The organism is Brachybacterium horti (genome assembly GCF_054777615.1).
The window spans coordinates 101,969-128,279 of the sequence record NZ_BAAHAM010000001.1 but is presented as its reverse complement, the minus strand read 5'-3'; the positions used below and the strand labels follow the sequence as shown (position 1 = coordinate 128,279).

The window sequence follows — 26,311 nt, the reverse complement described above, 5'->3', positions numbered from 1 at the left end:
AGCCGAGGGCGCTCCTGACCCCGGGGGTCACATCGCTCCCGGTGTGATTGACAGCACAGCGATCGCGGAGGACCGTGTCCCCAGCGACGGCATCCGGCGCGACCGAGCCGGGTGCCTCACCGGAGACGAGGTCGCCCCCATGAGCGTGCTGAGACGCAAGAGCATCGAGACCGTGCTGCACCAGGGCGAGGACGACGACCACGCCCAGCTGAAGAAGGACCTGGGGATCAAGGACCTCATCGGGTTCGGCATCGGCATCGTGATCGGCACGGGCATCTTCACCCTCACCGGCCTGCAGGCCAAGGAGAACGCCGGTCCCGCCGTGATGGTCTCCTTCGTGATCGCCGGCGTCGTGGCCCTGCTCGCGGCGCTCTGCTACGCCGAGCTCGCCGCGGCCGTGCCCACGGCCGGGAGCTCCTACACCTACGCCTACAGCACGATCGGCGAGATCTTCGCCTGGGTCATCGCCTGGGACCTGATCCTCGAGTTCGCGCTCGGCGCGGCCGTCGTCTCCCGCGGCTGGTCGGGCTACGTGGCGGGCGTGTTCGGACTCCCCTCGCGCTGGTTCGCGGAGGAGGGGTCGGTGGTGAACATCGGCGCGATCGTCATCGCCCTCCTGCTGGGGGCGGTGGCCATCCGCGGCATCCGCGAGTCCAAGTGGGTGACCAACGGGCTCGTCACGATCAAGGTGCTCGTCTGCGTCTTCGTGATCGTCGTCGGCGTCTTCTACATCAAGACCGACAACCTCGTGCCGTTCATCCCGCCCGCCCAGCCGAGCGAGGGCACCAGCTCCCGCCTCACGGCCCCGCTGTGGCAGGCGATCAGCGGCATCGAGCCCTCGACCTTCGGGGTCACCGGCGTCTTCGTCGCGGCGGCCGTCGTGTTCTTCGGCTACTCGGGCTTCGAGGCCGTCGCCAACCTCGGCGAGGAGACGCGCAGGCCGGAGCGGGACATGCCCCTCGGGCTGCTGGGCACCCTCGCGATCTGCACCGTCCTCTACGTGGGGGTGTGCCTCGTGGTCACCGGGATGGTCGAGTACTCGCAGCTCTCCGAGGGCGATGCGGTGGCGGACGTCTTCCACCAGGTGGGCCTGGGCTGGGTGGGGATCCTGGTGGGGATCGCCGCAGTCGCGGGCCTCAGCTCCGTGATCCTCGTGGACATCGTCGCCATGGGCCGGATCGGCTTCGCGCTCTCCCGCGACGGCCTGCTCCCCGGCGTCTTCTCCCGGGTCCACCCCAGCTGGGGCACCCCGGTGCTGATGACCTCGCTCACCGTCGGCGCCGTCGCGGTGCTCGCAGGGTTCGTGCCCATCGCGGTGCTGGCGGAGATGGTCAGCATCGGCACGCTCTTCGCCTTCGTGGTCGTCGCGATCGCCGTGATCGTGCTGCGCCGCACCGACCCGGGCATGAAGCGTCCGTTCCGCACCCCGCTCGTGCCGTTCCTGCCGATCGTCAGCGTGCTCAGCTGCGCCGGGCTGATGGCGAGCCTCGCCGTGGAGACCTGGCTGCGGTTCCTCGCCTGGCTCGTCCTGGGGCTCGCGGTCTACCTCGTCTACGGCTACCGGCACGCGCGGCTGGGCCGCACCGTCCCGACGACCCCGCCCGCGCCGGGAGCGCATGCCGGCGGCGGGGGCGCGCGATGAGCATCGTGGTGGGCTTCGGCCCGGAGACCCGCAGCGGATCCGGGCTGCGCCTCGCCGCCTCCCTGGCCCGCGCGGCGGAGGACGACCTGGTGCTGTGCTGCGTGGTGCACGATTCCTTCGAGTCCCCGTCCCTGCGCGACTTCTCCGGGGTGGACGACGACTGGCGCCGTGAGCTCGCGGCCCTCTCCCGGCAGGCGCTCGCCGAGGCCCGTGCCCAGCTGCCGCGGGACCTCGCGGTGGAGGAGGTCCTGCGGGTGGGGCGCTCCGTGCCGCAGATCCTCGAGCAGGAGGCGCACCGCCGCGGGGCCTGCCTGCTCGTGGTCGGATCGGCCGACGGCGCGTTCGGGAGGATCGGCCTCGGCAGCACGAGCGACCGCCTGGTGCACAGCTCCCGGGTTCCGGTCGCGCTCGCTCCGCGCGGGTACGACCCGACGCCGGGGGAGGTGAGCCGCCTCGTGCTCGCGGTCGACCCCAGTCGGGCGGACCGGGCCCTGGTGCCTGGCACCGTGCAGGTGCTCGAGCGGCTCGGGACCCCGCTCAGCATCGTCACCTTCGCCGTGCGCGGCGGCAGCCGCGGCGCCTTCACGGCCTTTCGGGAGAGCGGCGTCTACGCCCAGTGGCGCCGCCAGGTCGAGGAGACCCAGGAGCACATCGCTCGCGAGGTGCGGGCCCGCTGGCCCGGGATCGAGGTGCGGACGGCGTCCGTGGTCGAGGGGGAGCGGTGGTCCTCCGCGATGCGCGGGGTGGACTGGCGGCCCGGGGACCTGCTGGTCGTCGGCTCGAGCACCCATGCCTCCCTCGCCCGTGTGTTCCTCGGCTCGACGGCGACACGGATCCTGCGTCACTCCCCGGTGCCCGTGCTCGTGCTCCCTCGCGGCCGGTCCGGATCGACCGGCACGCCCCGGGCGGACGGGGAGTGACCGGGCCCGGGACCGGTGCTTCCAGCGCGGCCGTCGCCTCAGCCGGCCTCGCGATCGCGACGGCCCTCGGCGGGTCGCGGGGCGGCGAGGTCCGCGATCTCGTCCTCGCCGAGGCTGCGGGGGCGGCGCGTGAGCTGGTCGACCTCGTCGATCGAGGAGGCCGTGAGGCCCAGGTCCTCGAAGCGGCGCGCCGTGACCATGACCCGGGACTGCAGCGAGCCGACGGCGTCGTTGAACGCTGCGACGGAGGAGTCCAGGGAGCGGCCCACCTTGCCGAGGTGACCGCTCAGCGTCGCGAGCCGGTGGTGCAGCTCGCGGCCCGCCTCGAGCACCTCGCGGGCGTCCTTGTTCAGCGCGTCGGTGCGCCAGGTGTGCGCGACGGTGCGCAGCAGCGCGACGAGCGTCGCGGGGGAGGCGATCACGACGTCCTTGGCGAAGGCGTGCTCGAGCAGGCCGGGATCCGATTCGAGCGCCGCGGCGAGCACGCCGTCGCTCGGCACGAACATCACCGTGAATTCGGGGGTGTCCCCGAGGGAGGCCCAGTAGGACTTCCTGGCGAGGGCGTCGACGTGGCCGCGCAGGGCCTTCGCGTGGGCGCGGCGGCGACCTGCGGCGTGGTCCGGGTCGGCCTGCTCGATCGCGTCGAGGTAGGCGTCCATCGGGGCCTTCGCGTCGACGACGACGTGCCGGTCCCCGGCGAGGTGGACCACGAGGTCCGGTCGCTGCCCGCGCTCGCCGCCGGCGCTCGTGCCCGCGTGCTGCTCGGTGAAGTCGACGTGCTCGAGCATCCCGGCGGCCTCGACGATCCGGCGCAGCTGCACCTCGCCCCAGCGGCCGCGGGAGGTGGGGGCGCGCAGGGCCGTCGTCAGCGCATGGGTGCCCGCGTCGAGCCGCTCGGTGCGCTCGGCGAGGTCGCCGAGGTGGCGGCGCAGGGCGCCGTCGGACTGCGAGCGCAGCTGCTCGGTGCGGGCGAGCGCCCGCTCCACCTGGGCGAGGGACTCGGAGATCGGGGCGAGGGTGCGAGTGAGCTGGGCGTCCCGCGCGTGATCGGTGGCCTCGCGGCGGGCGCTGTCCCGCTCGAAGCGCTCCCCGGCGAGGTCCAGCAGGGCGGTGGACTCCGCCTGCCGGCGGCCGTGGCCCGCCTCAGCGGCGCGCACACGCTCGCGCAGCAGCAGCCAGGTTACGGCGGCGCCGAGCGCGGCCCCGGCCAGGAGGATGAGGATCACGGTGAGGGCGTCCATCCGCCCAGCAGACCACGGGGGCCCGACGAACGACGCCTGCCGCGCCGTTCGCGAAGGGTGCTCAGGAGGCGGCCACCCGCTCCCGGGAGCTCTGCACGGCGCCGAGGTTCTCGACGGCCCAGGTGATGAGGGCGCCGAGCGGTCCGAGCAGGGAGCGTCCCAGCGTGGAGAGCTCGTACTCCACGTGCGGCGGGATCTCGGGGTAGACGGTGCGCTCGACGAGACCGTCGGCCTCGAGGGCGCGGAGGGTCTGCGTGAGCATCTTCTGGGAGATGCCGTCCACGCGCCGTGCGATCTGCGAGAAGCGCTGCGGTCCGTCCTCGAGGGCGTTGATGACGAGCACGGTCCAGCGGTCGCCGATGCGGTCCAGGAGCTGCCGGGACGGGCAGGCGCGCGCGTAGGGGTCGACGTCGAGGGCGGTCATCGGGGTCTCCTCCGGGGGAGTGGCGGAGCCGGTGGGGCGGCGGCGCGGGGACGGTTACCGGAAAGTGCCTACTTCCCAATGGAGACTAGGTTACCTACAGTGAGCATCGAGGTCCACGGCATGTGCTGTGGACGATCGTCACCAGCAGCGCCCCCAGGGCGCCCGGAAGGAGAGCACATGGCTCGCATCGTCGTCCTCGGAGGGACCGGCTACGCCGGCACCGGCATCGTCACGGAGGCCGCATCGCGCGGCCACGACGTCCTCTCCGTCTCCCGCACCGCCCCGGCCTCGCTCCCGGAGGGCGCCGCGCACCGCGCCGGCGACCTGCGCGACGAGACCCTCCTCCAGGAGGTCACCAAGGGGGCCGACGTCGTCATCGCCGCCTCCGCACCCCGCGGCGACCTCGCCGAGCCCGGCACGCTCCGCGCCGCCTACGCCGCCGCGGCACGCATCGCGGGTGAGCAGGGCGCACGCTTCGGCGTCGTCGGCGGCGCCGGCTCCACCTTCGTCGCCGAGGGCGGCCCGCGGGTCCAGGACACCCCCGACTTCCCCGAGGCCTTCAAGCCCGAGGCGAAGGAGCTCACCGACGTCCTCGCCGACCTCCGCGAGGACACGACCGGCCTCGACTGGTTCTTCGTGAGCCCCGCAGGCGGCTTCGGCGCCTACGCGCCGGGCGAGCGCACCGGCACCTACCGCGTGAGCGACGATCTCCTGCTCGTGGACGAGACCGGCAACTCGGCGCTCTCCGCGGAGGATCTCGGCGTCGCCTTCGTCGACGAGGTCGAGAAGCCCGCGCACCACCGCGCCCGCTTCCACGTCGCCTACTGAGCGGTCAGCAGGGCCCGGCCCGGGAGTGAGACCGGTGGCTCACCGGAACCGCTCCCGGGCCCCGCAGCCCGCCCCGTAGAATCACCTCCCGTGGCTCTCTCTATCGGAATCGTCGGACTGCCCAACGTCGGCAAGTCCACCCTCTTCAACGCCCTGACCCGCGCGGAGGTCCTCGCCGCGAACTACCCGTTCGCCACGATCGACCCGAACGTCGGCGTCGTCCCGCTCCCGGACCCGCGGCTCGCGCAGCTCGCCGGCATCTTCGGCAGCGAGAAGATCGTGCCCGCGACCGTCTCCTTCGTGGACATCGCCGGCATCGTCAAGGGCGCCAGCGAGGGCGAGGGCCTCGGCAACAAGTTCCTCGCCAACATCCGCGAGGCCGACGCGATCTGCCAGGTCACCCGCGCCTTCGCCGATCCCGACGTCACCCGTGTGGACGGCTCCACCGACCCGTCCGGCGACATGGAGATCATCACCACCGAGCTCATCCTCGCGGACCTCCAGACCATCGAGAACGCGCTGCCGCGGCTCGAGAAGGAGACCAAGCGCGGCGTCATCGAGGCGAGCGTCCTCGAGAACGTGACGAAGGCGCAGACGCTGCTGGAGACCGGCGTGACCCTCTTCCAGGGTGCCGAGCAGGCCGGCATCGAGGTCGCCGAGCTGCGCGAGCTGCAGCTCATGACCGCCAAGCCCTTCATCTACGTCTTCAACACCGACGAGGAGGGCCTCGCCGACACCGCCTCCCAGGACGCGCTGCGCAAGCTCGTCGCCCCCGCCGAGGCGATCTTCCTCGACGCCAAGTTCGAGGCGGAGCTCATCGAGCTCGACGAGGACGAGGCCAAGGAGATGCTCGCGTCCACCGGCCAGGAGGAGTCCGGCCTGGACCAGCTCGCCCGGGTCGGCTTCCAGACCCTGGGCCTGCAGACCTACCTCACCGCCGGCCCCAAGGAGTCCCGCGCCTGGACCATCCCGCAGGGCGCGACCGCCCCGCAGGCCGCCGGTGTCATCCACAGCGACTTCGAGCGCGGCTTCATCAAGGCGGAGATCGTCTCCTTCGACCACCTCATCGAGGCCGGCTCCATGGCCGAGGCCAAGGCCAAGGGCTGGGTCCGCATGGAGGGCAAGGAATACGTCATGAAGGACGGCGACGTGGTGGAGTTCCGTAGCGGACTAACCTCTGGGGGTAAGAAGTGAGCAACTGGGATGCCGCGACATGGTCGCAGGTCGTTATCGCGGCGGTGGGTCTCGTCGTGGCTCTCGCCGCTACAGCCGTTGCGTGGTGGACTTACCGCTTCACGATCATCTCGCAACCGATCGAAGTGCTGATTCGTAGGGCAACTCGACCCTCGCCCGTGGGCACTGTTCCAATGGTGATCGAGTGTGCCTCACCGAACATGTATGTTCATCAAATCTGGTCGCCGTCGTGGGATGGTGGAGATGCCGATTCGGTACCTGAAGTGGTCGGGTTCGACGCTCAGGCTCTCGTAGGCGGAGATATCCGTGGGTTCACCGTGGTCGTCCCGGACGGCGTGACGGCATTCGACTTGACTGTTACCGCGTCGGTTACGAAGAGGACCGCCCGCAGGAACGTGCCAATTCCGATGCCGACGTTCTCCGTTGAGGCTGGTGGTTCCCTGTGATCTCAAGACGAGTGGACGGCGATGTGGCGGAGTTCCGTAGCGGACTAACCTCTGGGGGGAAGAAGTGAGCGACGCTGCTGTCAGCGACAGTGCAAAGGGAGACGACCCCGACCTAGGCGTTCTCGAAACTGGGAACGAAGACAGAGGGCCCGAGACGCCGAGTCAACGCCGCTCCTCTCTCGTAATCGATGCTGTGCGTATCCGCAACTTTAAACGGATAAGAGAGTCGCGCATTGAGTTGGGGCCGATCACCTATCTGGTTGGAGGGAACAATTCGGGAAAAAGTAGCGTTCTGCAGGCAATCCATACTGCGGTGAGTTGCGCGCAAGCTTCCGTGGAGTTAGGGCAGCAAGTTATCGCTGAAGCAAGCTTGCGCTATTCTCCAGTAGCCGAGTTCTCCCTTCTTGGACATGGTGCGCAGTACTCAAACCGGGGTGACGGACTCCGGGGTTCCGTACTCTTTGAGGGAACGCCGATGGATAGTGACGTCACGTCGGAGTATCGAATTGAGATGTACAAAGCGCGGAACCATAACAATGTAGGTGTTGATAGATCTGGCACGTCGGCAGGGTTCGGCCAAGTCATTAGCGATCCTAAGAAGCTCTTTAGCGTCTATGTTCCCGGATTGGCAGGGGTTCCTCATCGGGAGGAGATGAGTGGATATGCCGCCGTATTCCGCAAGGCCGCAAGCGGTGACGCGAATCTCGTTTTTCGCAACATTATTCGCCTCCTTGCCGATCGCGGCCTCTTGGGGGGACTCGAAGATATGCTCGAGTCTGTTCTAAGGATTCCAGTTTCGTTCCTGGTTAGATACGATCCGGATCGCGACCTTTATGTGGACGTGCGGCTCGCCACGGGTGAATCCGTGCCAGTAAGAGATCATCTGCCGGTAGACCTGTGGGGGACCGGGATTTTGCAGATAACGCAAATATTTGCGTACGTGCTTCTCTTTAGGCCAGCCCTCTTGCTTGTTGATGAGCCGGACAGCCACCTACACCCGTCTCGCCAGAAGGCGTTGGGCGTAGCGCTCGAACGTATCGCCGTAGATTTTGAATGTAAGGTTATTGTTAGTACCCACAGCCGGCACCTAATTACGGGTGCGTCCGATGCTGTTAAAGTTGTGTGGATGAAAGACGGCGAAGTGGAGGCTGATAATCAGCGAGGTCTCACCGCGCTCCTAATGGATCTCGGCGCGCTCGATCAACTAGATCTAAATAGTCGCGTAATCCTCTGTACTGAGGATGAGGATCCCTGGGCCATGCGACTGGCGTTACGTGAAGCCGGGTACTCCGAGGATGACGTAAAGATTGCTTCGTTCAATGGGCTTGGCAATAAGTACACAGCTGAGGCTTTCCACGAGATGTCTGAAATGATGGCGGTGTCGCCGCGAGTTATTGTCCACCGAGATCGAGACTTTCTCACTGCTGCTGAGGTGGAAGAGTGGTCGCGTGTCTTCGACGATCGAGGCATCGAGGTCTTCTGCCCGGCTCTGTGCGATACGGAGGCTTATCACGCGACAGTTGAGCACATAGTGGCCGCGACTGGCCTTGCCGTTGAAGAGGCTATAAGAATCCGTTCTGAGGTTCTCGGCGAGTGGCTTCCGCAGTTGAGGACTAAGCATCGAGACAAGCGTCGCGTGGTAAACAGGGAATACGTAGACGGTGGGGCCCCTCGTACCGATGATTTATGGCCGGATGGCGCAGAGCCGACGGAAGACATGCTTTACGGAAAGCTGTTGCTTACGCAAGTACAGAAGCGCCTTAGGGAACTTGGACATCTTGATAAGTCGCAATCTCTCCGTGATGTCGCAAGTAATTCGCTCGCTGGTGAGCTGAAGGCTTTCCTGTTGCAAGACGAAGATGCTGACGGAATGTGACTATAGGCGATGCCGGCTACCCAAATCTGGTTCGGCTCGAGCGCGATGAGCTTCCGCTCGACGAGGTCAGACGTGGATCGGGCGCTCACCCGCGCAGTGGCGCTGGCCAACTGAGGCCGCGATCCCGCGACCGGCCGTCCATGGACAGCGGCACAGCTTCGCTGCCCTCTTCCTGTCCGAGGCCGAAGCTGAGCTGCCCAGCACCGCCCAGGCGATAGCCCATGGAGGCGGCCCTTCGGCCGACATCGTGAAGAAGTGCACCATTCAGGTCCCTGGCAGCAGGTACCAAAGCGGGGGCTGCTGCACGGATAGGTGACAGTTGTGGTGTTAGGCCGCGAGGGCCGCGGCGGGGTTCATGATGGTCTCGTATTCGATGGGGGTCAATCGGCCCAGGCGGGCCTGTCGGCGGCGTCGGTGGTAGGTCCGCTCGATCCAGGTGATGATCGCGATGCGCAGCTCTTCTCGGGTCCGCCACCGCTTGCGGTCCAGGACGTTCTTCTGGAGCAGCGCGAAGAAAGACTCCATCGCAGCGTTATCGCTGGCAGCGCAGACTTGGCCCATCGATCCGACGAGGTGATGGCGGTTCAGAGCGTGCGCGAACTTCCGTGACCGGAACTGAGATCCGCGGTCCGAAGCACGATGCAACCAGCCGCGTCGCGACGCCTGGATATCGCGTTGTCCAGGGCGTTCACCGCGAGACGAGCCTTCATCCTGTCACTGATCGAGTAACCGACAATCCGGCCGGAGAAGACGTCCTTGATCGCGCACAGGTAGAGCTTGCCCTCATCGGTCCTGCGCTCGGTGATGTCAGTCAGCCACAGTTCGTTGACATCATCGGCGGTGAAGTCCTGCTTCACGAGGTCATCGTGAACGGGCGGCCCGGGGCGCTTCCCGTTCTTCCCGCGCTTCTTCCCGAGCACCGACCACCACAGGTCGTCCCGGCAGATCCGCCACGCGGTCCGTTCACACATCACCTCGCCAGCGGCGCGAGCCTCCTCAACGAGAAACCTCGATCCGAACTCGGGGTCGTCGCGATGCGCGTTGAACAGGGCGTTCGCGCGGTATGCCTCGGCGAGCTCCGCGGTGGTCACCCCCTGATTCCGCCAGCCGTAGTAGGGCTGGCGGGAGAGCTTGAGGACCCGCAAGGACTCCGAGAAGGGGATCCCGTCGGCGGCGAGCTCGCTCACGAGCGGGTAGAACCTTTTCCCGGCAGGTTCGCCTGCGAGAGGTAGGCGGCAGCGCGGCGCAGGACCTCGTTCTCCTGCTCGAGCAGGCGCACCCGGCGCTTGAGCTCTCTCGTCTCGGCAGCGTCCTCCCGGGACCTGCCAGACCGGTTGCCGTCGTCGATGTCGGCTTGGCGGATCCACTTGTGCAGCGTCATCTCGTGGACGCCAAAGTCCTTCGCGATCTGCGCGAGCGTGACGCCGTCCTCACGGGACCGGGCCACGCGCACGACGTCTTCGCGGAACTCCTGGGGGTACGGAGCGGGCATGGTGCACATCCTTCCAGGCCGCCCAACGGGCAAGCCAGATCGGATGTCACCTATCCGTGCAGCAGTCCCGACCTCGCATAGGCCTCGGCCGCCTCCCGCTGCCGATCGACGCCGAGTTGCTCGCCGGTCAGGTCTCGGCTGATCCTGAGGTAGAGCGCCGCTGTCGTCATACGTCGATCATAGGTTGGTCGGTTACGGAACATAGCGAGGTCTCGTTGCGTGGTCGGCGCTTCCGCCGAAGTTCCGTCGCCGCGGGGTTTCTGACCTGCGGTGCTGCTCAGTCGGCAGCAACTTCGAGTGCCGTCAGAGGGCGTTTAAAGCCGCGACTGCCTCTGAACTGTCGGTGCCTGCTGGCACCATGCCGAGTGAGCCGGGAATCTCCGGACGACTGATACCGGGAGGATCCCATGGCGCAGCGCGCATTCGTCAGCTTCGACTACGACAACGATGCCCGACTCAAGGACCTGCTCATCGGCCAGTCGAAGCTGCCGGACTCGCCCTTCGTGATTCATGACTGGTCGCTCAAGGAGCCCTCGAGCGACTGGAAGGCCCGAGCCCGCCGTCAGATCAGGTCCAGTGGCCTCGTCATCGTGCTCTGTGGCACGCACATGAACACGGCGACCGGCGTCTCTGTCGAGCTGAAGATCGCGCAGGAGGAAGGTGTTCGGTACTTCCTCCTGGCCGGCTACGAGGGCTCGACGAAACCCCTCGGGGTGAAGCCCGATGACAAGCTCTACAAGTGGACCTGGGACAACCTGAAGGCACTTGTCGGCGGTGCGCGTTGACCACGAGTTGGTCACTCGACCCTCGGGTCATGGAGTCCTACAAGCTTGCCGTCGAGATGGCTGATCGACTGTCGGCTCGACGAGCTGTGGCCAACGCCTTCTTTCTCACTGTCAACACCACCCTCGTCGCCGTCGTCGGCCTGCGGCCAGCGGGATCCGGCTCAGTAATCCCGTCCGTAGCCGTCTGTCTCGCCGGCATCGTGGTCGCCGCTTGCTGGTGGTTCCTGCTCCAGAACTACCGTCGCCTCAGTGAGGCCAAGTTCGTCATCATCAACAGGATCGAGGATGAGCACCTCCCAGTAAAGGTGTTCAAGGACGAGTGGACATATCTGGAGGGCGACGAACCGCCAGTAGGTCGAGCGGCCAAGGTGAGGGCCGGATTCAAGCAGCTCGGCAGCATCGAACGTCTCGTGCCGATCGTGTTCGCTCTGTTGTATGTCGCGCTCCTGGTCGGCAGGCTGGCCTCATGACCACGTACTTGGAGCGAGATGCCGAACTGATCCGGCAGCATCTTCCGGCAGGAACCGACGTACCGGAGAACTCCGAAGAGCTCTTCCTGATGTATGCGATCCTTCTGCGTGCCAAGGGGGCTGAGACGCAGGCATCGGACGTCCATGACGCTTGGTCGGCCTGGATGATCGGTCTCGACCCAGGTCACGAGTCGATCTTGCCCTTCGATGAGCTCGATGCTGGGATTCGCGGTGAGGATAGCTCGTTCCTGGCCGCGATCAGGGCGGCAGCCCGCGCTTAGCCGGCCTGTCTACAGGGCGTGTCGAGCGCCCGCTGCCCAGAGGTTGATTGGCTGCGAAACGTGGTGGAGTTCCGCTTCAACGTGTGATCAGCTCCTTCGATCCTTGGTCGGGTCATCGCCCCGGTCGCCTCGTGAAGAGGTAGCCGGGGCGATGTCGTTCCGCGGGGGGATCGGCCCCTGGCGACGCCGCCCGCCCCGCGCTATCATCACTGATAGCAATGGAGGTGGTCCACGATGTCATCCATCATCGTGCGCGGTCTCGATGACCACGTGAAGCAGCAGCTCGCATCGCAGGCGAAGGAGCACGGGCGGTCCATGGAGGCCGAGGTCCGCGACATCCTCACGAAGGCCGCTCGACGGCCGCACATCGGCATGGCTCTTCTGTCTGCGGCACGGGATGTCGAAGGGGTTGACGAGTTGCCGATTCCGACGCGCGATGATGTCGCACGGGCGGCGGGCCTCGAATGATCGTCCTCAACACGAACGTCATCTCGGAGATCTTTCGGCCCTCCCCGGAGCCTCGTGTCGTCGAGTGGCTTGTGTCCTTGACGGGCGACGTCGCGATCACTTCCATCACTCTCGCGGAGTTGCTTGCCGGTGTGCGCAGGCTCCCGAACGGCCAACGCAAAGACGAGCTGGCGCAGAGGATCGATGAAGCGGTAGCGCCGTACCGGGGGAGCCGGTCGGTGCTCGCCTTCGATGATGACGCGGCGGAGCGATACGCGGAGGTGCTCGCGTCGCGTGAGGCAGCAGGCGCGCCGGTCAGTACCGCCGACGCCCAGATCGCCGCGATCTGCCTGGCGAACGGGGCCACCTGCGCTACGCGCAATGTGAAGGACTTCCAGCACACCGGCGTCGAACTGGTGGACCCATGGAAGGTGGACGCGTGAAGCGTCATTCGATCGAGGTCCTCGCCCACCAGGAACTCACTGAGGCCGATCTGGGTGAACTTCGGCTGCTCTTCGACAACGAGTACCTTGATCTCCGCCGACGCAAGAGGGATGCGTCACGGGCGCGAACTCATGAGACGGGCAGCGCAATCGATGCGCGATCGCGGTCGCCTCGCGTTCGGCTACTCGGGCTGTCGAGAGCAAGTCGTCCCGTTCCACGAGTCATGTGGTTGGAAGAGGATCCTTGCTCGCGAGACGTCGATCGGGCGTGATGGCGAATCTGTCGTGGACGAGCTCGGCCCGCCGATCCTCATCCTGCCAATCGCCCCGCTCGAGACATGGCCTGACGGAGACGTCGACCTGCGCGGGCGGGCTGGGTAGTCGCTGACTGCAGATGGTTCTCCGTGCCGGAACGCGGTGGACGAGCTCTCCGGTCGGAGCGGGATGCCGGTGCGGGGTGTGTCCGCTGGCATGCGCGCGGCCACGCCGGCGGTGTCGCGCGCGATCACCGTCAGAACAGGGGCCACGGCACCGCCGGCATCTCACCGCTCGGGGCCGGGAAACGGGCGTCCGCCCGGAGTCGGGTGCACCGCTCGGCGAGCGCGGCGAGCTCCTCGGTGGCGATCAGGTCCGCGAGGCGCCGGCCGAGCTCGCCGTGCAGCGCGCCTGCGACGCGTTCGATGCCGTCCCGCTCCTCGGGGGTCAGCGCCTCTCCCAGCCAGCCCCACAGGACCGTGCGCAGCTTGTCCTCCGCATGGAAGGTGAGGCCGTGGTCGACGCCGTGGCGGTGCCCGTCGGCCATGGCGAGGACGTGGTCGCCCTTGCGGTCGGCGTTGTTGACGATCACGTCGAACACCGCCATGCGTCGCAGCGCAGGCGTGTCCTCATGGACCAGGGTGATCCTCTGCTCGTCCTGGTCGAGGCCGTCGAGAACGCTCCGCCATCCCGTGGCGGGCACCTGGTCCGTCGGGATCAGGTCCACGGCGCGCTGGTCGCGGTCCTCTTCCTGCCAGAGCTGCACCATCCCTTCGCCGAACGGGCCGTCGCGTAGCCAGGTGCGCGGCACGATGTCCCAGCCGAGGGTCTCGGAGACGAGGTAGGCGGCCCTCTCGCGGCGTGCCAGGGTGCCGCCGGGGAAGTCCCGGAGCGGCGCCTCGCCCGCCACGGGTTTGTAGACGACCACCGCGTCACCGATGCGGGCCAGGAACGTCGCGTTCGATGCCGTCGTGAGGCGACCGGTGAGCACCAGTTCGCCGGTCACCAGATCCGCCGCGGGCATCAGAAGTCGGGGATGATGCAGGTGTGTCCATCGGGGTCGATGGGATGGCCGCAGAGCGTGCACAGCGGACGCCCGGCGTCCACGATCTCGCGGGTGCGCTGGGTGAATGCCCGGGCGGCGCCGACCGGGATCCGCACCCGCAGCATCTCGGACTCCGCCGCTCCGGCCTCGTCGGGCTCGACGTCGTCGGCGGGGAGCGGCTGCGCCTCGATGATCAGCTGGGTCGTGGTGGGGTCCCAGCCGATGCCGATGGTCCCGGCCCGGAACTGCTCCTGGACGACGTCGAGCGGATCGTTGTCGACGAGCTCGACGGGCGTGCCGGTGGGCACGCTGAAAGGGTTGCCCTCGACGGCGCGGAGCTGGTCGAGGACCTCGTCGACCTTCATCGCGAGCAGTGCGGACTGCTCCTTCTCGAGGGCGATGCTCATGATCTGCGCCCCGGTGCGCACCTGGAGGTAGAACGTCCGGGCACCGGGACGCCCGAGGGTCCCGATGACGACCCGGTCCGGCCAGTCGAACGCATGGAGATGTGCGGGCACGTCGGTCATGTGACGATCCTAGGCCCGGGGCCATCGGCGGTGGGAGCGCCTGCACCGCCGCCCACCGGTGCATCGCCGGAGGGGACGCTCTTCGCGAGCCAGGAGAGATCCCCGGAGTCGGTGCTGGTCGCCCAGACCCTCGGCCTGCTCGCCCCGTAGGTCACGATCGACACCGAGGCGGGCCCCACCTCGAGCCGCTGGAACATGTCCAGGTGCATGCCGAGCGCATCGGCCAGGACCGACTTGATGATGTCGCCGTGGCTCACCGCCACCCACACCGCCCCCGGACCGTGCTCGGCCTCGACCGCTGCATCGTGGCGACGGATCGCGGCGACCGCCCTGCTCTGCATACCCGCCAGGGATTCACCGCCGGGGAAGATGACCGCGGAGGGCTGCGCCTGCACGGTCCGCCACAGATCCTCCGTCGCGAGATCCGTGAGTCGGCGCCCCTGCCACCGGCCGTAGTCGCATTCCGTGAGATCGACGTCGACCGAGGTGGGCGGGGCGCCCGTCTGTCGATCCACGATGGCCCGGGCGGTCTCCGCACAGCGATCCAGGGGGCTCGACACCACCGCTGACACGGGCACGGCCGCGATCCTGTCCCCGGTCCGCGCCACCTGGTCCCGCCCCAGATCGTCCAGGCCGACACCGGCCATCCGACCCGCCAGCAGTCCCGTCGCATTGGCCGTGGTGCGACCGTGTCGCACGAGGAGAACCGTCGCCATGCCTCCAGCCTAGCGATGTGGTCGAGGCCCGCGTCACCGTCTGCTCGTCAGCCCGGGGAGATGGCCCCGTCCGCGTCGCCCGGCCGGGACGGTGCGTGGATCGCGCACTTCTCGCTCGACCCTGCCGGCGCCGCGCGCTCCGGGTCGTCGCCCACCGTGAGCCAGGCGAGGGACTCCTGCGGCCTCGGTGCCGGGCGGGAGTCCGCTGCCGCGCGCGGGGCGCCGATTGCGTGGTGCGTTCATCCCCTTCCGCGCACCATCCGCAGCTCCGTGCCCACCGGATCCTCCTTGCGGGCTCCGTCGGGGCGGAAGCCCTGCCGCTCGTAGAAGCGGATCACCCGTGCGTTCCCCTCGAGCACCCACAGGGAGGCGGGGCCGTCGCCGATCGCGGTGCGCAGCAGCGCATGGCCCAGTCCGATGCCGTACACCTCCGCACGCACGTAGAGCGCCATCAGCTCCCGCTCCGGGAGACCGCCGTCGGGGTCGTCCCGAACCGCGCCGGCGATGGCGAATCCGAGCAGTCGCTCGCCCGTCCCCTCCGCGACGAGCACGGTGTTCGGGGTGGTCGCGATGTTCTCGCGCCAGCGCTGCGCCCGGGCCTCCGGGTCCGCGCGCCGCGCGGCGAGCACCTCGGAGGCGATGAGCCCCGTGTACGCCTCGTCCCAGGCGTCGAGGTGGAGGGCCGTCAGGGCGACGGCGTCCTCGGGGCGCGCGGGTCGGATCGGCGGGAGCGCGGTGATCCGCGCCGCGGAGCCGGCGGACGGGGACTCGGCGGCGGGGCAGTGGCGCAGGCACAGCAGCCGCGGCCGCTCGTCCCATCCCGGGACCAGGGCGAAGCCGCGGGAGCGGTACAGGCCGATCGCGCGCTCGCGCCAGTCCCAGACGGTGAGCGTGACGGGGAGCGGCCCGGCGGCCTCGATGGCGGCGTCGAGCAGAGCGGATCCCACGCCGCGGCCCCGCACGGAGGGGGAGGCCCACAGGCGCTTGATCTCGAGCGATCCCTCCCGCGGTGCGAGCACGACGATCCCGATGATCGCCCCGGGACGCGCCTCGCCCCCGCCTGCCGCCGTCGTCCCACCGTGATCCTCCTCCGGCGCGAGCTCGGCGACGAGGACCCGGCAGCCGGCGAGCGCCCGCGCCGGGTCCTCGACCTCGGCGCGGTACCGCTCGGGCAGCGCGTCATCCGCCCCCGTCGAGGGGCTCACACCGTGCGCGCGCTTCTCCTCCTCGGTGCCGGAGAGGTACGCCCGCAGCGCCTCCCCGATCGCGGGGAGATCGGCGGGGTGGGCCTCGCGGATCCGGGCTCGGCCGGGCAGGATCGTCATCGCCCCATCCTCCCGCGCGGGCCGGTGCCCGACGAGCAGGCGCGCTCGCCGGGTGCACCTCGCAGGGACTCCCACGGAGCAGGATCCCGCCCCTACGGTGGGCGCATGACCTCGAAGGAGACCGCCCGGGAGTTCCTGATCTCCCGCCGCGCACAGATCACCCCGGCGCAGGCCGGGCTCCCGGACCGCGACGAGGAGCGACGCGTCCCGGGACTGCGCCGAGAGGAGGTCGCCGAGCTGGCCGGGGTGAGCACGGGCTACTACACCCGGCTCGAGCGCGGGGAGATCGGCGGCGCCTCACCGGGCGTCCTCGACGCGATCGCCCGTGCGCTGCAGCTGACGGAGGTCGAGCGGGAGCATCTCGAGGATCTCGCCCGTCGGCCGTCGGGCAGCGGCACCCGCGCGGTCGACGACGGGGCGGGAGAGGTGCCGGAGCGGCTGCGGCGACTCGTCGAGCGGATCGCCGTCCCCGCGATCGTGCAGACCCCACGGCTCGACCTCGTCGCCGCGAACGGCCCCGCCCGCCTGCTCTTCGCGCCGGTGCTCGAGGACGACCGCGTAGCGAACTTCGCCCGCTTCAACTACCTCGATCCTCGGGCACGCGACTTCTACGCGGACTGGCCGCTCGCCCGCCGCACCGGAGCCGCGATCCTCCGCCGTGAGGCGGGCCGAGACCCGCTGGACGAGGAGCTCACGGCGCTGATCGGTGAGCTCTCGACCCGCAGCCCGTTGTTCCGCGAGGACTGGGCCCGACGGGACGTGCACGAGCACCGCACCGGGACGAAGCGCTTCGTGCACCCGCAGCTGGGCCCGCTCACCCTGGACTTCGAGGTCCTCGAGAGCCCCGGCGACCCGACCCACCGGCTCGTCACCTACAGCCCCCGGCCCGGCACCGCGGACGAGGAGCGCCTCCTCGGCCCCGGCCCCTCGGGCACGGCGCCCCACCACCCCTGACCCCACCCCCGGTCCGGACGGGATCCGCGACCACCACCCTGATCGGAGAACAGCATGAAGATCGTCGTCATCGGCGGATCCGGCCACATCGGCACCTACCTCGTCCCCCGGCTCGTGCGCGCGGGCCACGAGGTCGTCAGCATCACCCGCTCCGGCGGCACCGGGTACCGGGACTCCCCGGAGTGGGAGCAGGTGACGCACCTCGCCGCGGACCGCGAGCAGGGGGACGCCGACGGCAGCTTCGGCCGGACCGTCCTCGCCCAGGCCCCCGACGTCGTCATCGACCTGGTCTGCTTCACCCTCGACTCCGCGACCGCACTCGTGGAGGCGCTCCGCGGGGAGGTCGCCCACCTGATCCACTGCGGCTCCATCTGGCGCCACGGGGCCAGCCGCAAGCTCCCCATCACCGAGGACTCCGACTCCGCGGGCGCCCCGTTCGACGAGTACGGCCGGCAGAAGGCCGCCATCGCCCGGATGCTCGAGGAGGAGACGGCCCGCGGCGGCCTCGTGACGACCTCGATCCATCCCGGGCACATCGTCGGCCCCGGCTGGCACCCCACGGGGCCGCTCGGGAACCGGGACCCGGAGTCCTGGCGGATCCTCTCCCGCGGAGGAGCGCTGCGCGTCCCGGGCAGCGGAGCGGAGACGATGCACCACGTGCACGCGGACGACGTCGCCCAGGTCTTTCAGCGCGCACTCGACCGCCGCGACGCGGCCGCGGGGGAGTCCTTCACCGCGGTCGCCCCGACCGCGCTCTCGGTGCGGGGCTACGTCGAGATCGCCTCCGGCTGGTTCGGTGCCGAGGCGAGCATCGAGCCCGTCACCTGGGAGGAGTTCCGCGCGACCGCGGAGGAGCACCACGCCGTCGAGAGCTGGGGGCACCTGCACCGCAGCCAGGTCTTCAGCATCGAGAAGGCGAGAACCCTGCTCGGCTACGCCCCTGCCTTCGAGCCGGACGCGGCGATCCTCGAGTCGGTGCGCCTGCTCATCGAGCGCGGGGAGCTCCCGGTCGAGGCACCGCTCCAGGCCTGACGGGACCGGCGGCGGGCACCTCAGCCCCGCAGGTGCTCCGCCGCGATGCGGGGTGAGCTGAGCACGGGCAGGCCGAGATCGGCGAGCAGCGGCTCCGCCCCGGCCATGCTCGCCTGCGCGAGCACGAGCACGTCGGCCCCCGAGGCGAGGCCGCTGGCGGCGGTGGCGATCGCGGCGAGGTAGCCCTCCTGGTCGCCCCGCTCGAAGAGCGGCCAGGCGTCCTCGGCGAGCACCAGCTCCACCTCGACCTCCGCCCCGGAGCGCGCCGCCTCCTCGAGCAGCAGCGCCCGCGTGGGCGCGAGGGTCGAGGCCAGCGCGGCGACGACGCCGATCCGTCGGCCGGCCCTGACGGCGCGTGCGGCCATCGGCCGGTCCACGCGGAACACCGGCACGCCCTGCGCGGCGCCGATGCTCTCGGCCACGTCGCCGATGCTCGAGCAGGTGCAGCAGATCGTCCCCGCACCCTGATCGCGCAGCTCCGTCATCCGCGCGGAGACCCGGTCCGCGACCGACTCGGCGCCGCGGGTGCGGGCGTCGGCGAGCAGGCTCTCGTCGACGAGATGGACAGCGCCCGTCGCCGGGTCGAGCTCGGCCAGGAGCGAGTCGAAGGTCGGCACGTGGACGGGGGAGGTGTGCAGGAATCCGGGGCGCGTCACCCGCGGATCATGGCACGCCCTCACCCCGGCCCACCGCGTCGTCCGCCGGCCCTCAGACGTACGGCCGGGTGATCAGCTCGAGGTAGTGGCCCGACGGGTCGAGCAGGTAGACGCCCCTCCCGTCGTGCTCGTGGTGGATCTCGCCCGGCCGGGACCGCTGCGGGTCCGCCCAGTGCTCCCGGCCGCTCGCGCGCAGCGCGGCGAGCACCCGGTCGAAGTGGGGTGGGGCACACACGGCACAGGAGGGGCGCGGATCAGGGAGCGACCAGGTCGCCGTCCCGGGATCAGCCCTCGTAGACCGTCTTCGCGAGGCGGAACGCCGCCCAGGCCTTGGGCCAACCGGCGTAGAACGCGGCGTGGGTGAGCACCTCCGCCATCTCCTCCGCGGTGACGCCGTTGGCCTTCGCGCGCTGGATATGGTGCTCGAGGGAGCCGTCCAGCACCCCGCTCGCCATGAGCGCGGTGACGGTGACGATGCTGCGCTCGCGCAGGGGCAGCTGCTCCTCGCGTGCCCAGACCTGTCCGAACAGGACGTCGTCGTTCAGCCCCGCGAACGTGGGGGCGAACTCCCCGAGCGCGTCCCGGCCTGCGGTGACCTTCTCCGCCATGGGTCTCTCCTTCGTGTGGTGGTGGTTGTTCCGAAGCGCCGTCAGGCGGTGGGCAGGGCGCCGTAGGCCTCGTCGGTGACGGGCTCGAGCCACTCGTTGCTCGGGTCCGCCCCCGGGGTGAGGAAGGCGAGGTGGCTGAACCACGAGCCGGCCTTCGCCCCGTGCCAGTGCTTCGTCCCCTCGGGGACCCGCACGACGGAGCCGGGCTCGAGGCTCACGGGCTCCTCGCCCTCGGCCTGGTACCAGCCGCTGCCCGCCGTGCAGATGAGGATCTGGTCGCCGCCGCCCCCGGTGGCGTGGTGGACGTGCCAGTTGTTGCGGCAGCCCGGCTCGAAGGTCACGTTGCTGACGGCGACGCTCCCCTCGGTGATGAGCGGGGCGAGGAAGCTCTGCCCGGTGAAGTACTCGGCGAAGGCGTCGTTCGGCGCGCCCGTCGGGAAGATCTGCTCGAAGTCCTGATCCGTCATCGATGCCTCCTGGGGTGGGATGGTGCGGTGGTCCGGATCCGACGGTAGGCGCGGGCCCGTCCTTGTGGGAGTCCCCGACAGCACCCCCATCGCTCCAGGGCCGCGCGATCAGGGGGGGCGTCAGGCGGGCAGCAGCCGGGGGACGAGCCGCACGAGCACGACCATCGCGATCAGCTCGACGAGGGTCTGCGTGACGACGACCAGCGGGGCGAGGTCGTAGGCCGCCGGCAGCGCGAGCACGAGCGGCAGCACCACGAGCGAGTTCCGGGTGACGCCGCTGAACACGACCGCCCGCCGCCCCGGCACGTCGAGTCCCGCCGCCCGGCCCGCGACCATGCCGATCGGCACCATCACCACGACGAACGCCACGAGCACGGGGACGGCGAGCAGCAGCGCGCCGATCCGCCCCGCGACCCCGGCGATCTGCGAGGCGACGACCACGGCGAGCGTCGCCATCATGAGCGGCACCATCGACGCGCTCGCGGCCGCCTCGACCCGCGCGCCGATCCGGGTCCTCGCCGCGGCGAGCTGGGTCAGGCCCGCCGCGAGCAGCGGCGCGACGATGAGCAGGGCGAAGGCCTCGAGGAACGGCCCGGGCTCGATCGAGCGGGCGAGCTCGCCGCCCGCGAACAGCCACAGCAGCGGCGGGAGCAGGAGCATCTGCGCGACCATGAGCACAGGGGAGGCGGCGAGCAGCCGCTCCCGGTCCCCGCCCGCGAGGCCCGCGAAGACGATCACGTAGTCGATGCACGGGGTGAGGAGCACGAACAGCACCCCGACCAACAGGGCGGGATCGTGCGCGACGACCCGCGAGAGCGCCCACACCACCAGCGGCACGATCAGCACGTTCACGCCGAGCGCCGCCGCGAGGAAGCGCAGGTCCCGCACCGCGGCGCCGATCCGCGCGAAGGGCACGCCGAGGAAGGTCGCGTACAGCAGCAGCGCGAGCACCGGCTGGATCGCGAGCTCCGCGGGGTGGGCGAGGGCGGGGACCAGCAGGCCGACGGCCGCGCCGATCGCGAGCGCCGCGAGGTACAGCGGCACCTGCCGCCGTTCGTGCCAGGGCATCGGGGTCGGCATCACCCCTCCTCGGTCCGTCCCTCGCGCACGAACGGTGGTCGTGACGTCCCTCCGACGGTAGCGGACCCCTGCGGCCCCCGCGCGCCCCGACCTGCACCCGGACGGTTCCCGGGGGCGGCCTCCGCCCGGTGCCGAGCCGGTCAGCTGCGGCCGGCGAGCACCCGCTCGAGCGGGATCCGGTCGTCCTGCCACGGGGTGAGCAGCCACACCACGAGGTAGGCGCCCGGCCCCAGCACGGGCAGGAGGAAGGACGCGAGCACCAGCAGGCGCACGAGCCACACGTTCAGCCCGGTCCTCTGCGCGATGCCGCCGCAGACGCCGCCCACGAGCCGGCGCGGCCCACGGCGGACGTCGAGACGGCGGATGGAGTCGAAGATTCCGTTCATGCGGTCGACGCTACGCGCGCCGCACGTCCCGCGCACCGGGGGCCGCCCCCGAGGTGGGCGGAGGAGAACCGCAGGGCTGCGGCGGGCGGATCAGAGGCCCTCGGGCAGCGGGTGCTCGCCCTTGATGACGAAGAAGGAGCCGCGGATCGTGCCCGCGAGCTTCGACTTCTGCCGGGCGAACTTGAAGGCGCCGAGCTCCTCGGGGACCTCCATGCCCTCGGAGAGCTTGAGGCCCACGGCGCGCTTGCCGCCCTCCTCGCGCGTCCACAGCACGTTCAGCGCGAGGCCGGACTCGTGGAAGACATGCACCCAGAGGATCCCCTCGACGTCGTTGACACTGACCTCGAGCGCGGGGGAGGCGATCACCATGTCCCGCTCGCTGCGCAGGATCTCCCGGACCCAGGCGAGGGTCTCCGGCGCCTCCGCGGCGGGCACGACGGTGAACGTGTGCTTGTACTTCGTGTGGAAGTAGCGGGCCTCGTTGGCGCGCAGGCCGGCGAGGGCCTCGGTGACGGGGGAGGACTCGAGGCCCTCGGTGGAGACATCGGTGAACGAGACGGCCTGACCAGGCATGGGACCTCCTTGGGACGGTGGGGGAAGCGTACGCTGAGCGCCGCCCGTCCGTCTGACAGTCCCCGAGGAGCCCCGCCGCGATGACCGATCCCGTGCCGCACGTCGTCCGCCGCGGGCAGGGGGCGCCACTGCTGCTCGTGCACGGCAACGAGGTGGACCACCGCTTCCTGCTCGACCTCGAGGACCTCTTCGACGAGAGCTCCCCGTGGGAGCGGCTGCACCTCGACCTCGCGGGCTTCGGCCGGACCCCGGCGCTGCCCGCGCCCGGCGGGCTGCCGCAGCTCGCCGACTGGCTGGACCGCGTGGCCGGCGAGCTCCTCGGCGGGCGACCCTTCGCGGTGATCGGCTCCTCGCTCGGCGGACTGCTCGCCCGGGACCTCGTCGCGCGCCGACCGGAGCGCTGTCTCGGCATCGCGCTGCTCGCGCCCGTGGTGGACCCGGTGCACGCCCGCCGCACCCTGCCGCCGGCCGAGGTGCTCGAGCGGGACGACGAGCTCCTCGGCTCCCTCGATCCCGAGGACGCCGCCCTCTACGCCGAGCTCGCCGTCGTGCCGTCGCGGGGGAACTGGGAGCGGTTCCGGGGCACGGCCCTCCCGGGCCTGCGCGCCGCGGATCGTGGAGCCGTCGCGCGCCTCGCTGCGGACTACTCCCTGCCCCGCCTTCCCGACGCCGCGGTCGAGGAGCTCGACGTCCCGGTCCTCCTGGCCATGGGGCGCCAGGACGCCGTCGTCGGCTATGAGGACCAGCTCGCCCTCGCGCGACGTCTCCCGCACGCCACGACCGCGGTGCTCGACCGTGCCGGGCACAACCTCCACCTCGACCAGCCGAGCGCGGTGCGGGACCTGCTGCGCCACTGGCTCGCGGCCGTCGGCGAGCCGCCCCGGCCTGCGGCGTCCGTCGGCATGTCGTCGAGCGGAGCGTTGACCTCGGCGCCCGCGACGCTCCGCCGCCTGCGCCGCGCCGACGCCCCGGACGTCCTCGCCGCCTTCGCCTCGCACCCCGACATGGCCCGCCAGGGCACGGTGCGCAGCCCGGAGGAGGCGGAGCGGTACGTGGCCCGGCTCCTCGACGCCGGGGCCGACGGGCGCCCCTCCGTGCACGAGGCGTGGGTGATCGCCGAGGAGGGGAGGGTCGTCGGCCTCGTCGGCGTCACGGTCGACGAGGCCGAGCGCAGCGGATGGTTCTGGTACTGGCTGCACGCGGAGGCCCGCGGTCGCGGGCTCATGGCCCGCGCGGCGGCCACGGTCGCGCAGTGGGCGCTCACCGATCGGGGTCTCGAGCGGCTCGAGCTCGGGCACCGCGTGGACAATCCCGCCTCGGGGGCGGTGGCCCGCGCCGCCGGCTTCGTCCCGGAGGGGACCGAGCGCGGGAAGTTCCTCATCGACGGCGCGCGGGTCGACGTGCGCACCTACGGCCGGCTGCGCACCGATCCGTTGCCCGCCGTCGAGCCGCTTCCCCTGGACCCCGGGCCGAGCGGTGACTCGTAGGATCGACGGGCACAGCATGGCGACGGGAGCGGAGGGCGTGATGGCGGTGGACGCGGAGGGTGAGGCCCTGAAGGACCCGCTGGCCCTCGAGAGCCAGGTGTGCTTCGCGCTGTCCCTCGCCTCGCGCAGCGTGATCGCCGCCTACCGGCCCGTGCTCGAGCCGCTGCACCTCACGCACCCGCAGTACCTCGTGATGCTCGCGCTGTGGGAGCGGGCGCCGCTCTCGGTCAAGGGGCTGAGCGGCCTCCTGCACCTCGAGCCCGCGACGCTCTCCCCGCTCATCAAGCGGCTCGAGGCCCTCGGCTACGTGCTGCGCACCCGGGACAGCGCGGACGAGCGCTCCCTCGCGATCGTGCTGACCGACGAGGGTGCGGCGCTGCGTGCGGAGGCGGAGAAGATCCCCGCGACGATGATGCGCCGGCTGCGCATGGACGAGCAGGAGCTCATGGCACTGCACGCAAGCATGATGAAGCTGATCACCGTCGCGCTCGAGGACGAGGAGCCCGGCGTCTGACCGACGTCGCCGACGGGACGGGGATCACTCCGAGGCAACTAGTTAGTGCACTAAGCGTTCGCGTACAGTTCCTGGGGTCGGCCGACGGCCGCCACCACGAGTCCCGCCGACCCAGGAGAACGCACCGTGAGCATCCCCGGCCTCGTCATGACCATCGTCTCCGGGATCCTGCTGTTCCTGGGCTCCGTGTGGATCTACTCCACCACCATGACCTTCGGCCGCAGCCGCGCCTCGAGGGCCGCGATCGCCATGGTCTCCGTCGGCGTCGTGCTCGGGACCGTCGGCGTCTTCCTCCTGCTGGGCTGACCGGCGCGGCCCGGGCGAGTGCGGCTCAGCGCCGTCGCCGCCAGGCGCTGACCCGGCACCGGCCGTCCTCGTCCGAGCCCGCGGCGAGCACCGTGCCGTCCTCGCGGCAGGCGACCGAATGCCGCCGCCCCGCGTCGATCACGGCCCGGTGCACGTCGATCAGTCGTCCCACACGCCGGAGCTGCCCCGGCGGTGCGAGCCCAGCAGGTGTGTGTCCACGATGCCCACGGCCTCCATGAGCGCGAACATCGTCGTGGGGCCGACGAAGGCGAAACCCTCCTTCCGCAGCCGCTTCGACAGCGCCACGGACTCCGGGGAGCGGGTCGGGACCTCCGCCGCGGTGCGCGGGCGCGGTGTGTCCTCCGGGCGGTAGGACCACACGAGGTCCACGAGGCCGCCCCGCTCGCGCAGATCGAGCGTGGCGCGGGCGTTCGTGATCGTCGCCGTGATCTTCGCGCGGTTGCGCACGATCCCGGCGTCGGCCAGCAGGCGCTGCTCGTCGACCTCGTCGAAGTGCGCGACGACCTCGGGATCGAAGCCCGCGAAGGCCTCGCGGAAGGCGGGGCGCTTGCGCAGGATCGTCGCCCACGAGAGCCCCGCCTGGAACGCCTCGAGGCTGATCCGCTCGTACAGGCCCTGCTCGTCGCGCACGGGCATGCCCCACTCGGTGTCGTAGTAGGCCTGCAGCAGGGGATCCGTCGCCGCCCAGGCAGGGCGCGCGAGGCCGTCCTCGCCGAGGACCGTCCCGGCGTCGTGGGCGGTGTCGGTATCGGGGGTGCTCATGCGGTCCTCTCGAGGGCGAGCAGGGTGGTCTTCGCGTCGGGGCCGCCCACGTAGCCGCCGGGGGAGCCGTCGCCGCGCAGCACACGATGGCACGGGACGACGATCGGCAGCGGGTTCGTCGCACAGGCGGTGCCCACCGCGCGCGAGGCCCGCGGGTTCCCCACCTGCGCGGCGACCTGCCCGTAGGAGAGCGTGCTGCCGTAGCCGATGCTCGGCAGGAACTCCTGGACCTCGAGGCGGAAGCCGCGGGACAGCGCATGGTCCAGCGGCAGGTCGAAGCCGCGCCGGCGGCCCGCGAAGTACTCCTCGAGCTCGCGGGCCGCGCCGTCCAGCCGTGCCGGGGCCCGAAGGATCCGGGGGCTGACCTTCGTCGCGACCGTCTCGAGCACGGCGTCGAAGTCCTCGCGCTCGAAGGCGATGCGCACGAGGCCCCGCTCGGTCGCGGCGAGCAGCAGCGGGCCGACGGGGGAGTCGACGGTGCGGGTCGCGACGTCGAGCAGCTGCTCCTGGCCGGCTCGCTCGGCGAGCCGGGTGCTCAGCCGCTCGAGGACCGCGGGGTCCACGGGGAGCGCGGCGCTGAGATCGGGATCGGCGGTGGTCATCGGTCTGCTCCTTCGGGGGAGGGGAGGGTGCCCGGCGCGAGGCCGCGGCGCAGGGTCGCCACGCCGTCCGCGGCGGCGCGCCGCACGGCCGCCGGGGTGCTGCCGGTGAGCTCCGCGGTCTCCGCATGGGGGAGTCCGCCCAGGTAGTGGTAGGCGACGGCGAGCCGCTGCTTCTCCGGGAGCGCGGCGACCTCGTCCCAGAGGCCGTCGGCCGCTCCGGGGAGCCCGCTCGTGGAGGGTCGCTCCGGCAGCTCCTCGACGGGCATCGGCGTGCGCGAGCGGCGGCGGATGAGGTCCACGCAGCGCCGTTGGGCGACCCGCACGATCCACGCCTCGACGTTCGTCGACGCGGGGAGGTCCGGCCAGGCGCGCAGGGCGGAGAGGAAGGTCTCCGACCAGGCGTCCTCGGCGTCGGCCTGATCGCGCAGCACGGCGCGGCACACGCGCATCACGGCCGGGCCGTGCCGGGCGACGGCCTGCTCGAAGGGCTCACGCATGCTCATGCC

The 26,311-nt window shown here is 70.5% G+C and carries 33 protein-coding genes and 1 pseudogene; 16 read left to right on the top strand and 18 right to left on the bottom strand.

From position 1 onward, the window contains the following. Positions 1 to 139 precede the first annotated feature (139 nt). Both ACYVAP_RS00630 and ACYVAP_RS00625 read left to right on the top strand, forming a co-directional pair. On the top strand, positions 140 to 1,642 hold the full coding sequence (locus ACYVAP_RS00630) for an APC family permease (protein WP_498859128.1): 1,503 nt from the start codon (positions 140 to 142) through the stop codon (positions 1,640 to 1,642). Further along, positions 1,639 to 2,562 carry a universal stress protein gene (locus ACYVAP_RS00625; protein WP_498859127.1) on the top strand — a complete coding sequence of 308 codons (924 nt, stop codon included), beginning with the start codon at positions 1,639 to 1,641 and terminating at the stop codon, positions 2,560 to 2,562. The genes ACYVAP_RS00630 and ACYVAP_RS00625 overlap by 4 nt, the downstream gene beginning before the upstream one ends. Before the next feature lie 38 nt (positions 2,563 to 2,600). Here the strand turns inward: ACYVAP_RS00625 and ACYVAP_RS00620 are convergent, their stop codons facing one another. Both ACYVAP_RS00620 and ACYVAP_RS00615 read right to left on the bottom strand, forming a co-directional pair. Beyond that, positions 2,601 to 3,803: a DNA recombination protein RmuC gene (locus ACYVAP_RS00620; RefSeq protein ID WP_498859126.1), complete on the bottom strand. Its 1,203-nt coding sequence runs from the start codon at positions 3,801 to 3,803 to the stop codon at positions 2,601 to 2,603. A 61-nt stretch (positions 3,804 to 3,864) separates the two neighbouring features. Beyond that, positions 3,865 to 4,227: a winged helix-turn-helix transcriptional regulator gene (locus ACYVAP_RS00615; protein WP_498859125.1), complete on the bottom strand. Its 363-nt coding sequence runs from the start codon at positions 4,225 to 4,227 to the stop codon at positions 3,865 to 3,867. Positions 4,228 to 4,404: 177 nt separating this feature from the next. Here ACYVAP_RS00615 and ACYVAP_RS00610 point away from each other — a divergent pair, with 177 nt between their 5' ends. From ACYVAP_RS00610 to ACYVAP_RS00595, 4 genes are all read left to right on the top strand, one after another. Further along, positions 4,405 to 5,055, top strand: coding sequence for an NAD(P)-dependent oxidoreductase (locus ACYVAP_RS00610; protein ID WP_498859124.1), 651 nt, complete (start codon positions 4,405 to 4,407; stop codon positions 5,053 to 5,055). A 90-nt stretch (positions 5,056 to 5,145) separates the two neighbouring features. Continuing rightward, on the top strand, positions 5,146 to 6,249 hold the full coding sequence (gene ychF, locus ACYVAP_RS00605) for a redox-regulated ATPase YchF (RefSeq protein ID WP_498859123.1): 1,104 nt from the start codon (positions 5,146 to 5,148) through the stop codon (positions 6,247 to 6,249). Further along, complete coding sequence (locus ACYVAP_RS00600; RefSeq protein ID WP_498859122.1) at positions 6,246 to 6,695, top strand: hypothetical protein; 450 nt, start codon at positions 6,246 to 6,248, stop codon at positions 6,693 to 6,695. Before ychF ends, ACYVAP_RS00600 begins: the two co-directional genes overlap by 4 nt. A gap of 64 nt (positions 6,696 to 6,759) precedes the next feature. Then, positions 6,760 to 8,571, top strand: coding sequence for an ATP-dependent nuclease (locus tag ACYVAP_RS00595; protein ID WP_498859121.1), 1,812 nt, complete (start codon positions 6,760 to 6,762; stop codon positions 8,569 to 8,571). Between the two features lie 327 nt (positions 8,572 to 8,898). On the opposite strand, the pseudogene ACYVAP_RS00590 reads toward ACYVAP_RS00595, so the two are convergent. Continuing rightward, a pseudogene (locus ACYVAP_RS00590) lies at positions 8,899 to 10,063 on the bottom strand (IS3 family transposase). 407 nt (positions 10,064 to 10,470) lie between these two features. Between ACYVAP_RS00590 and ACYVAP_RS00585 the strand changes: the two are divergent. The 5 genes from ACYVAP_RS00585 (at position 10,471) to ACYVAP_RS00565 (ending at position 12,489) form a co-directional block, all read left to right on the top strand. Then, positions 10,471 to 10,848 carry a TIR domain-containing protein gene (locus tag ACYVAP_RS00585; protein WP_498859120.1) on the top strand — a complete coding sequence of 126 codons (378 nt, stop codon included), beginning with the start codon at positions 10,471 to 10,473 and terminating at the stop codon, positions 10,846 to 10,848. A gap of 29 nt (positions 10,849 to 10,877) precedes the next feature. Continuing rightward, positions 10,878 to 11,318, top strand: a complete 441-nt coding sequence (locus ACYVAP_RS00580; RefSeq protein ID WP_498859119.1) for a RipA family octameric membrane protein — start codon at positions 10,878 to 10,880, stop codon at positions 11,316 to 11,318. Next, entirely contained in the window at positions 11,315 to 11,599 is a 285-nt protein-coding gene (locus ACYVAP_RS00575) for a DUF7701 domain-containing protein (RefSeq protein ID WP_498859118.1), read from the top strand. The genes ACYVAP_RS00580 and ACYVAP_RS00575 overlap by 4 nt, the downstream gene beginning before the upstream one ends. 234 nt (positions 11,600 to 11,833) lie before the next feature. Continuing rightward, positions 11,834 to 12,067 carry a FitA-like ribbon-helix-helix domain-containing protein gene (locus ACYVAP_RS00570; RefSeq protein WP_264451136.1) on the top strand — a complete coding sequence of 78 codons (234 nt, stop codon included), beginning with the start codon at positions 11,834 to 11,836 and terminating at the stop codon, positions 12,065 to 12,067. Continuing rightward, positions 12,064 to 12,489, top strand: a complete 426-nt coding sequence (locus tag ACYVAP_RS00565) for a type II toxin-antitoxin system VapC family toxin (protein WP_498859117.1) — start codon at positions 12,064 to 12,066, stop codon at positions 12,487 to 12,489. The genes ACYVAP_RS00570 and ACYVAP_RS00565 overlap by 4 nt, the downstream gene beginning before the upstream one ends. Positions 12,490 to 13,000: 511 nt before the next feature. Here the strand turns inward: ACYVAP_RS00565 and ACYVAP_RS00560 are convergent. From ACYVAP_RS00560 to ACYVAP_RS00545, 4 genes are all read right to left on the bottom strand, one after another. Then, positions 13,001 to 13,768: an SCO1664 family protein gene (locus ACYVAP_RS00560; protein ID WP_498859116.1), complete on the bottom strand. Its 768-nt coding sequence runs from the start codon at positions 13,766 to 13,768 to the stop codon at positions 13,001 to 13,003. Beyond that, positions 13,768 to 14,316 (bottom strand): DUF3090 domain-containing protein, encoded by a 549-nt coding sequence (locus ACYVAP_RS00555; RefSeq protein ID WP_498859115.1) that lies wholly within the window; start codon positions 14,314 to 14,316, stop codon positions 13,768 to 13,770. The genes ACYVAP_RS00560 and ACYVAP_RS00555 overlap by 1 nt, the downstream gene beginning before the upstream one ends. Further along, the gene (locus ACYVAP_RS00550) at positions 14,313 to 15,032 is read right to left on the bottom strand and encodes a histidine phosphatase family protein (RefSeq protein ID WP_498859114.1); all 720 of its coding nucleotides are present in this window, start codon (positions 15,030 to 15,032) and stop codon (positions 14,313 to 14,315) included. Before ACYVAP_RS00550 ends, ACYVAP_RS00555 begins: the two co-directional genes overlap by 4 nt. A 239-nt stretch (positions 15,033 to 15,271) precedes the next feature. Then, entirely contained in the window at positions 15,272 to 16,357 is a 1,086-nt protein-coding gene (locus ACYVAP_RS00545) for a GNAT family N-acetyltransferase (protein WP_498859113.1), read from the bottom strand. 105 nt (positions 16,358 to 16,462) lie between these two features. Here ACYVAP_RS00545 and ACYVAP_RS00540 point away from each other — a divergent pair, with 105 nt between their 5' ends. Together ACYVAP_RS00540 and ACYVAP_RS00535 are read left to right on the top strand one after the other, a co-directional pair. Continuing rightward, on the top strand, positions 16,463 to 17,311 hold the full coding sequence (locus ACYVAP_RS00540) for a helix-turn-helix transcriptional regulator (RefSeq protein ID WP_498859112.1): 849 nt from the start codon (positions 16,463 to 16,465) through the stop codon (positions 17,309 to 17,311). 54 nt (positions 17,312 to 17,365) lie between these two features. Continuing rightward, entirely contained in the window at positions 17,366 to 18,343 is a 978-nt protein-coding gene (locus ACYVAP_RS00535) for an NAD-dependent epimerase/dehydratase family protein (RefSeq protein ID WP_498859111.1), read from the top strand. A gap of 20 nt (positions 18,344 to 18,363) precedes the next feature. On the opposite strand, the gene ACYVAP_RS00530 is transcribed toward ACYVAP_RS00535, so the two are convergent. The 7 genes from ACYVAP_RS00530 to ACYVAP_RS00500 form a co-directional block, all read right to left on the bottom strand. Then, positions 18,364 to 18,999: an aspartate/glutamate racemase family protein gene (locus tag ACYVAP_RS00530; RefSeq protein WP_498859110.1), complete on the bottom strand. Its 636-nt coding sequence runs from the start codon at positions 18,997 to 18,999 to the stop codon at positions 18,364 to 18,366. Between the two features lie 52 nt (positions 19,000 to 19,051). Then, entirely contained in the window at positions 19,052 to 19,234 is a 183-nt protein-coding gene (locus ACYVAP_RS00525) for a VOC family protein (RefSeq protein ID WP_498859109.1), read from the bottom strand. 49 nt (positions 19,235 to 19,283) lie between these two features. Further along, complete coding sequence (locus tag ACYVAP_RS00520; RefSeq protein ID WP_498859108.1) at positions 19,284 to 19,607, bottom strand: carboxymuconolactone decarboxylase family protein; 324 nt, start codon at positions 19,605 to 19,607, stop codon at positions 19,284 to 19,286. Positions 19,608 to 19,648: 41 nt separating this feature from the next. Then, positions 19,649 to 20,074 (bottom strand): cupin domain-containing protein, encoded by a 426-nt coding sequence (locus ACYVAP_RS00515; RefSeq protein WP_498859107.1) that lies wholly within the window; start codon positions 20,072 to 20,074, stop codon positions 19,649 to 19,651. Between the two features lie 120 nt (positions 20,075 to 20,194). After that, entirely contained in the window at positions 20,195 to 21,154 is a 960-nt protein-coding gene (locus tag ACYVAP_RS00510; protein ID WP_498859106.1) for an arsenic resistance protein, read from the bottom strand. A gap of 140 nt (positions 21,155 to 21,294) precedes the next feature. Further along, positions 21,295 to 21,540, bottom strand: a complete 246-nt coding sequence (locus ACYVAP_RS00505; protein ID WP_498859105.1) for a PspC domain-containing protein — start codon at positions 21,538 to 21,540, stop codon at positions 21,295 to 21,297. A gap of 90 nt (positions 21,541 to 21,630) precedes the next feature. Further along, positions 21,631 to 22,113, bottom strand: a complete 483-nt coding sequence (locus tag ACYVAP_RS00500; protein ID WP_498859104.1) for a DUF8821 family protein — start codon at positions 22,111 to 22,113, stop codon at positions 21,631 to 21,633. An 80-nt stretch (positions 22,114 to 22,193) separates the two neighbouring features. On the opposite strand from ACYVAP_RS00500, the gene ACYVAP_RS00495 reads away from it, so the two are divergent. The 3 genes from ACYVAP_RS00495 to ACYVAP_RS00485 all read left to right on the top strand — a co-directional run bounded on the left by ACYVAP_RS00495 (position 22,194) and on the right by ACYVAP_RS00485 (position 24,420). Next, on the top strand, positions 22,194 to 23,600 hold the full coding sequence (locus ACYVAP_RS00495) for a GNAT family N-acetyltransferase (RefSeq protein WP_498859103.1): 1,407 nt from the start codon (positions 22,194 to 22,196) through the stop codon (positions 23,598 to 23,600). 16 nt (positions 23,601 to 23,616) lie between these two features. Further along, complete coding sequence (locus ACYVAP_RS00490) at positions 23,617 to 24,114, top strand: MarR family winged helix-turn-helix transcriptional regulator (protein WP_498859102.1); 498 nt, start codon at positions 23,617 to 23,619, stop codon at positions 24,112 to 24,114. 126 nt (positions 24,115 to 24,240) lie between these two features. Continuing rightward, entirely contained in the window at positions 24,241 to 24,420 is a 180-nt protein-coding gene (locus ACYVAP_RS00485) for a hypothetical protein (RefSeq protein WP_137770213.1), read from the top strand. A gap of 25 nt (positions 24,421 to 24,445) precedes the next feature. Here the strand turns inward: ACYVAP_RS00485 and ACYVAP_RS00480 are convergent, their stop codons facing one another. The 4 genes from ACYVAP_RS00480 to ACYVAP_RS00465 are packed head-to-tail and all read right to left on the bottom strand — an operon-like array spanning position 24,446 to position 26,308. Beyond that, positions 24,446 to 24,562, bottom strand: coding sequence for an RCC1-like domain-containing protein (locus ACYVAP_RS00480; protein ID WP_498859844.1), 117 nt, complete (start codon positions 24,560 to 24,562; stop codon positions 24,446 to 24,448). 17 nt (positions 24,563 to 24,579) lie between these two features. Beyond that, on the bottom strand, positions 24,580 to 25,203 hold the full coding sequence (locus ACYVAP_RS00475; protein ID WP_498859101.1) for a DNA-3-methyladenine glycosylase I: 624 nt from the start codon (positions 25,201 to 25,203) through the stop codon (positions 24,580 to 24,582). Beyond that, the gene (locus ACYVAP_RS00470) at positions 25,200 to 25,805 is read right to left on the bottom strand and encodes a methylated-DNA--[protein]-cysteine S-methyltransferase (RefSeq protein ID WP_498859100.1); all 606 of its coding nucleotides are present in this window, start codon (positions 25,803 to 25,805) and stop codon (positions 25,200 to 25,202) included. Before ACYVAP_RS00470 ends, ACYVAP_RS00475 begins: the two co-directional genes overlap by 4 nt. Continuing rightward, on the bottom strand, positions 25,802 to 26,308 hold the full coding sequence (locus tag ACYVAP_RS00465) for an RNA polymerase sigma factor (protein ID WP_413541895.1): 507 nt from the start codon (positions 26,306 to 26,308) through the stop codon (positions 25,802 to 25,804). The genes ACYVAP_RS00470 and ACYVAP_RS00465 overlap by 4 nt, the downstream gene beginning before the upstream one ends. Positions 26,309 to 26,311: the final 3 nt, after the last annotated feature.